Annotated in this window: 5 protein-coding genes; all 5 read left to right on the plus strand. The window is 59.8% G+C overall.

Annotated elements, in window-relative coordinates; genetic code table 11:
• Positions 1-1,325: DUF1302 domain-containing protein (locus tag ACRESD_RS26395; protein WP_431753593.1), on the plus strand; the 1,325-nt coding region annotated here is incomplete at its 5' end.
• Positions 1,326-1,352: 27 nt separating this feature from the next.
• The gene (locus tag ACRESD_RS26400) at positions 1,353-2,717 is read left to right on the plus strand and encodes a DUF1329 domain-containing protein (RefSeq protein WP_431753594.1); all 1,365 of its coding nucleotides are present in this window, start codon (positions 1,353-1,355) and stop codon (positions 2,715-2,717) included.
• Positions 2,718-2,942: 225 nt separating this feature from the next.
• Positions 2,943-5,672 carry a LuxR C-terminal-related transcriptional regulator gene (locus ACRESD_RS26405; RefSeq protein WP_431753595.1) on the plus strand — a complete coding sequence of 910 codons (2,730 nt, stop codon included), beginning with the start codon at positions 2,943-2,945 and terminating at the stop codon, positions 5,670-5,672.
• A 76-nt stretch (positions 5,673-5,748) separates the two neighbouring features.
• Positions 5,749-6,393, plus strand: coding sequence for an MBL fold metallo-hydrolase (locus ACRESD_RS26410; RefSeq protein WP_431753596.1), 645 nt, complete (start codon positions 5,749-5,751; stop codon positions 6,391-6,393).
• 232 nt (positions 6,394-6,625) lie between these two features.
• Positions 6,626-7,393, plus strand: coding sequence for an OmpA family protein (locus ACRESD_RS26415; RefSeq protein WP_431753597.1), 768 nt, complete (start codon positions 6,626-6,628; stop codon positions 7,391-7,393).
• The last annotated feature ends 70 nt before the right edge of the window (positions 7,394-7,463 follow it).

Raw genomic sequence — 7,463 nt, forward strand, 5'->3', positions numbered from 1 at the left:
CCATCAACCCGATTGACGTGGCTGCGTTCCGTCGTCCGGGGGCCGAAATCAAGGAAGGCCTGATTCCGGTCAACATGTTCTACCTGTCGCAGAACTTGACTGAGAACCTGTCGGCCGAAGGTTTCTACCAGTTGGATTGGGACAAGACCGTCACCGATAACTGCGGCACCTTCTTCTCCCAGCCCGACGTGATTACCAAGGGTTGCAACGACAATCTGCGGTTGCTCAGCAAGCGCTCGGTGATCGCAGCCGGTGGTGGTTTGCCGCTGATGAACCAATTTGGCGTGAATATCAACGAAGAGGGCGTGTTGGTTAAGCGTGGCCCGGATCGTGATGCCCGTGATGGTGGCCAGTTCGGCGTGGCCATGCACTACAACTTCGAACCGCTGGACACGGAATTCGGCGCGTACTTCATGAACTACCACAGCCGTGCGCCGATCTTCAGCGCAAAAGGCGCTTCGGCGGCGACCTACGCGGCGGCCAACGCGCTGACGCCAACCCCGGCACAATCCCTGCGGCCGCTGATCGTGGCCGGCAACTCCAGCTACTTCGTGGAGTACCCTGAAGACATCCGCCTGTACGGCTTGAGCTTCTCGACCACATTGCCCACCGGCACCGCCTGGAGCGGCGAGGTCAGCTATCGGCCAAACGCGCCGGTACAGCTCAACACCACCGATATCCTGTATGCGGGTGTGACGCCGCTGATTGGCTTGGGTGGCGCGTCGCCGCTCAAAGGGGTTGCCGGGCAAGATCTGAATGGCTATCGCCGCAAGGAAATTACCCAGATCCAGACCACGTTCACGCACTTCTTCGATCAGGTCATGGGCGCCAGTCGCCTGACACTGGTGGGTGAAGTCGGCCTGACCCACGTGGGTGGCTTGGAAAGCAGTTCCAAAGCGCGTTATGGGCGTGACCCGGTGTTTGGTCCTGGTCGTGGTCCGCTGTGTGCGGCACTCAACGCCGGCACGATCCAGGGCGCCGGTCCTGGTGCAGACCGCAGCAACCTGACGGCCAACTGCAACAACGACGGCTTCACCACCGCCAACTCGTGGGGCTACCGCACCCGGGCCATCTGGGAATACCCGGATGTCTTTGCCGGTGTGAACCTCAAGCCCAACGTGGCTTGGTCCCATGACGTCAGTGGTTACTCGCCCGGCCCGGGCGGCAACTTTGAAGAAGGGCGCAAGGCCGTCAGTCTCGGGCTGGATGCCGAGTACCAGAACACCTACACCGCGAGCCTGGCCTACACCAACTTCTTCGGCGGCAAGTATTCCACTGTGGATGACCGCGATTTCATCGCACTCAGCGTCGGCGCCAACTTCTAAGCGACTGAATTTCAGGAAGACCAGAGCATGAAAATAACAAAAAGTCTGTTGCACGTGGGTGTGCTGGGGCTGTCGATCCTGGCGAGCAACGTCATGGCGGCGGTATCGGCGGATGAAGCCGCCAAACTGGGCACGAGTCTGACGCCGATGGGCGCTGAAATGGCCGGTAATGCTGCGGGCACCATCCCGAAATGGTCGCCGCTGCCCACCAATGCCGGTGCCGTGGATGCCCGCGGTTTCCTGGCCAACCCGTACGCCAATGAACAGCCGCAGTTCGTTATTACTGCGCAGAACGTCGAGCAGTACAAAGACAAGCTGGCGCCTGGGCAGTACGCGATGTTCAAGCGTTACCCGGATACCTTCAAGATGCCGGTCTACCCGACCCATCGCGGCGCGACCGTGCCGGCTGAGGTGTTTGCCTCCATCAAGAAGAACGCCACCCACACTAACCTTGTGTCCGGCGGTAACGGCCTGGAAAACTTCGAGACGGCGATCCCGTTCCCGATCCCGAAAAGCGGTGTGGAAGTCATCTGGAACCACATCACCCGCTATCGCGGCGGCAGCGTGACTCGCTTGGTAACCCAGGCCACGCCGCAAACCAACGGCTCGTTCAGCCTGGTGTATTTCAAGGACCAGTTCGTTTTCCGCGACAAGATGAAGGACTACGACCCGAAAAATCCAGGCAACGTGCTGTTCTACTTCAAGCAGCAAGTGACCGCACCGGCGCGTCTGGCCGGTGGTGTGCTGCTGGTGCACGAAACCCTGGACCAGGTGAAAGAGCCGCGTTCGGCGTGGGTCTACAACGCCGGTCAGCGCCGTGTGCGTCGCGCGCCGCAAGTGTCTTATGACGGGCCGGGTACGGCTGCCGACGGCCTGCGTACTTCCGATAACCTCGACATGTACAACGGCGCCCCGGATCGCTACGACTGGAAGCTGGAAGGCAAGAAAGAGATCTACATCGCCTCCAACAGCTACAAGGTCGACGATCCGAAGCTCAAGTACACCGACATCATCAAGGCCGGCCACATCAACCAGGACTTGGCGCGTTACGAGCTGCGCCGCGTCTGGCATGTGGTCGCCACCTTGAAGGAAGGTCAGCGCCACATCTACGCCAAGCGTGACTTCTTCATCGACGAAGACACCTGGCAAGCTGCGGTGATCGACCACTATGACGGCCGTGGCCAACTGTGGCGCGTTGCCGAAGCCCATGCCGAGAACTACTACGACAAGCAAGTGCCGTGGTATGCCTTGGAAACCCTCTACGACCTGCAGTCCGGCCGTTATCTGGCGCTGGGCATGAAGAACGAAGAGAAGCAGGCGTATGACTTCGGCTTCACCGCCACCACCAGCGATTTCACCCCTGCGGCCCTGCGTCAGGACGGTGTTCGCTAAACAGCATGGGTGTTCGAATGTGAGAGGGGGCTTGCCCCCGATGACGGTGTGGCAGTCAGCCTATGCATTGACTGACCCACTGCCATCGGGGGCAAGCCCCCTCTCACATTTCTTGTCGCAGTTCTTTTTCAGGCAAATGTTGCAAAGATCTACAAACCTGCCGCTTTTACCGCTAGTCTGCGGACATCTGCAATGCCGACAACAGCCTTCTACAAGAGCCCGGCGATGACTGATCTGTCCCGAATCCAAGGGCCTGCAAGCGCAGTGATTCCGACGCTGGAAGCGCGCTTCTACAGGCCGCCGCTGCCTGACGGCTATGTGCTGCGACCCCGCCTGTGCGAGCGCTTGAGCGCCGGTTTGGAGGGGCGATTGTTGTTGGTCAGTGCACCGGCCGGGTTCGGTAAAAGCTCGCTCGCAGTTGAGTTCTGCCAGGCCCTGCCGGCGAATTGGCAAAGCCTGTGGCTAGGCCTGAGCCCGCGAGACAGTGACCCTGGCCGATTTCTTGAGCGCCTGCTCGATGGCTTGCAACAGTATTTCCCGCAACTCGGCGCCCAGTCCCTTGGCTTGCTGAAAATGCGTCAGCGCCATCAACCCTTCGCCTTCGAAGAGTGGCTCGATGGTTTGCTGGATGAACTCGCGGAACGCCTTTCAACCCAGGCGCCTTTATTGCTGGTGCTGGATGACTATCACTTGGCCCAGGGGCCGGTGCTGGACCGCTGCCTGCAGTTTTTCCTCAACCATTTGCCTGATGGCTTGGTGGTATTGGTCACCAGCCGACAGCGTCCGGATTGGCATCTGGCGCGATTGCGTTTGTCGCGACATCTGCTGGAACTGCACGAACAAGACCTGCGTCTGACTCATGATGAGTCCCTGGCTGTTTTGGATCGCCATAGCAGCTCATTGCGGGGTGAGGCCCTGGATAATCTGATCCGCCGCAGTGAAGGTTGGGTCGCCGGCCTGCGTTTCTGGCTGTTGGCGGCCTCCGAAGCCGGCAATGAAGGCGCCTTGCCGCAAAGCCTGCACGGTGGAGAAGGGCTGATCCGTGACTACCTGCTGGAGGAAGTCATCGACTGCTTGCCGGTCGAGGTTCAAGCATTTTTGTACGACACTGCCCCGCAGGATCGTTTTTGCAGCGAACTGTGCGACGCCGTACGCGAGGCCCATGACAGCGGGGAAAACCTGCGCTACCTGCTGGCCCATCAGGTATTCCTGGTGCCTTTGGACGAGCAAGGACATTGGTATCGTTATCACCATCTGTTTTCCGACCTGCTGCGCACCCGTCGCGCCAAGAGCGCCACGTTGTCCCTGGCCAGTATTCACCTGCGCGCATGCCGCTGGTTCAACGCCCAAGGCTTGATCGATGAGGCAGTAGAGCAGGCGCTGCGGGCCGGCCATCTTGATGTGGCAGCGAACTTGGTACAGAACCTATCCGAAGAGCAATTGCTGGCCGAGCAGAATATCGGCATGTTGCTGCGCTGGAAGATGGACTTGCCTGACAGTCTGTTGATCAGCACGCCACGGCTGATCGTGTTGTACAGCTGGGCGTTGGGCCTGGCCTGCCAGTTGGATGCGGCGGAAGAGTTGTCCAGCTACCTCAGTCGCTTCCTGCCGGCCCCGTCGGCCACTGCGCAGAAGTCCATGCTGGCCCAGTGGTTGGCGCTGAGCGGGATTATCGCCCGTGGCCGTGGAGATCGCGAATCGACCCAGCGCTATTGCAGCGAGGCGTTGGAAAGCCTGCCGCAGAAACGCTACGGCCAGCGCCTGATGTGCTTGTCGACGCTCTCCAACCTGGCCATTGTCGACGCTGACCTGTGGCGCGCCCGTGGTTTGAATCGAGAGTCCCTGGAGCTGGCGCAGCGCGTCGGCAACCCTCTGTTTGAAGCGCTGGCCCATTACGACCGGGCGCGGGTGCTGCAGGCGCGTGGCGAAATCCTGCGCTCCCTGGATGAAGTGCGCCAAGGCTTGCAGCGTTTACACGGGCTGGCGCCGCAGCGCTTGTATGCTGTGAGAGCGCGACTGTCGCTGTATGAAGGCTACCTGCTGCTGGTGCGTTATCAGCCTGAAGCCGGCATTGCGCGGTTGCGCGCCGGCCTGGCAGAAGCCCGTGCCTGCCGGGACATCAGCGTCTTGATCGGGCATTGCGTGATTGCCAACTTCGAAGGACGCCGTGGCGATTTCCCCAAGGCATTTGCCGAGCTGGCCGAGGCCGAGCGCCTGATGCATATCTGGGATGTACCGCCGATCTACTACCTGGCGATGATCACACTGATCAAATGTGAGCTGTGGCTGATCCAGGGGCGTACTGACCTGGCCGACGCCTGGCTGGCCCGCTTGGGGCAGACCTACAATGGTGAGCATGCGGCCGCTGCGCCGGAGTTTCATCCGCACTTGCCGCAACATATCGAGCTGCAACAGGCTGCGCTGGATGCGACGCGTCATCAATCCGAGGCTTCGCTGCGCAGGCTTGAAGCGTTGGCGCAACAAGCCCAGAACAGCGGGCGCCAGATGATCGCGCTGATGGCGCTGACTCAGCAGGTGTATTTGCTCCTGGAGTGCGGCCAGGAAGCCAAGGCCCGGCTGATCCTCTCCAAGGCGTTGGAAGCGGGCGCTGGCGGGGCCTTGCAACCTTTCCAGCGCTTACTGGAAAACCACCCGGACTGGATGCGCGAGCAACTTGGCAAGGACTCCCATGGCTTGCTGAACCAGAGTCTGTTGGCGCTACTGCCCGTGGTTGTGCCGGCTGAATCTTCGGCTGCTCACGAAACCCTGAGTGCTCGTGAACTGGCAGTGCTGCAGTTGATTGCCGAAGGGTGTTCGAACCAGGAAATCAGCAATCGGCTGTTTATTTCACTGCACACGGTCAAGACCCACGCCAGCCATATCAACAGCAAACTGGGGGTGGAGCGCCGGACTCAAGCGGTGGCACGGGCGCAGGAATTGAAGTTGATTGGGTAAGGTCTGTTTTACTCATGCAGTTATTCCAGCGATAGTTGCCCCGAAACGTTAATTAACTGGCACTTGAGGACCCTGCATGAACCCTGCAAAACCGACACTTATCCGCGAAACATTCCCCGTCGGGCCCTTGCAGTGCAACTGCACCATCATCGGCGATCCCATCACCAAAAAAGCCATCGTGGTCGATCCTGGCGGCAACCACGAGCTGATCCTGGCGCGTCTTGATGCGCTGGGTCTCAAGGTGGTGAGCATCATCCACACCCACGCTCATCTTGATCACTTCCTGGCCTCCGGTCAGTTGAAGGAAAAGACGGGCGCGACCTTGCACTTGCACAAGGAGGATCAATTCCTCTGGGATAACCTGGAAATGCAATGTCAGATGTTTCGTGTGCCCTATACACCGGTGCCGTCACCGGATCGTTGGCTGGAAGACGAAGAGGAACTGGCCTGCGGCTGCGGAGTGGCACTGCATACGCCGGGGCACACGCCGGGCTCGATGAGTTTCTGGTTTGCCGATGCCCGGCTGTTGATTGCCGGGGACACTTTGTTTCGGCGTGGCGTGGGGCGTACGGACCTGTGGGGTGGCGATCAGGCGACGATTGTGCGTTCGATCAAGCAACGCTTGTATACCTTGGACGAGGAGGCAACGGTGGTGACGGGGCACGGCCCGGACACGCGGCTGGGTGATGAAATGCGTGAGAACCCGTTTGTCCGGGCTTAAGAGTGACCTCGGTATTTTTCCGGATACCTAGTGGCTACTGTCCGGCGACGCTTATAGAGAAAATGACAATTCCTGTTCAGCAACCGTCTGCTAGGGTTTTAATGTGCTCAGCTGTTGTAGAGCGGGAGCCTGCCGGGCATGGAATTTTTGCCGTTTGTCGTGTTCCAACCTCCGCACAGGTCCATTGCCAATGTCCTCTGCATCACAGAATGCAAAAGTAGGAGCTTCCTTCATGTTCACTTCGCGTCGTCTGCTCGTCGTTGCCACGGCTGTTGCCTTGTTGTCCGGCTGTGCTTCTCCCAACCCTTACGATGGTAGCCAAGGACAGGCGAACGGCTCATCGGGCATGAGCAACACGGCCAAGTACGGCGGCCTGGCTGCTATCGCCGGTGGTCTGGCCGGCGCGGCCATCGACCATAACAACCGTGGCAAGGGCGCCCTGATTGGTGCTGCCGTTGCAGGCCTGGGTGGTGCAGGTTATGGCTACTACGCCGACCAGCAGGAAAAGAAACTGCGGGCCAGCATGGCCAATACCGGGGTTGAAGTTCAGCGCCAGGGTGATCAGATCAAGCTGATCATGCCGGGCAACATCACCTTCGCCACCAACTCGGATGCGATTGCCAGCAGCTTCTATTCGCCGCTGAACAATCTGGCCAACTCCCTCAAGCAGTTCAACCAGAACACGATCCAGATCGTCGGTTACACCGACAGCACCGGCAGCCGCCAGCTCAACATGGATCTGTCCCAGCGTCGTGCTCAGAGCGTGGCGAACTACTTGACCTCTCAAGGCGTCAGCCCAACCAACCTGAGCGCCCGCGGTGCCGGCCCGGATAACCCGATTGCCAGCAACGCCGACGTGAATGGCCGCGCCCAGAACCGCCGTGTAGAGGTTAACCTCGGCCCGATCCCAGGCCAGCAATACGGCCAGCCTGCCCAGCAACAACAGGCGCCACAGCAGAACAACCAGTTCCAAGGCAATCCGTACCAGCAATACCAATAAACGCTGCCCACAAAAAAGGGCGCCGTGCAGACAATGCACGGCGCCCTATTTTGTGGTTGTCGGTTACATC

This window comes from Pseudomonas sp., assembly GCF_050739995.1.
In the GTDB taxonomy this organism is placed as follows: Bacteria; Pseudomonadota; Gammaproteobacteria; order Pseudomonadales; family Pseudomonadaceae; genus Aquipseudomonas.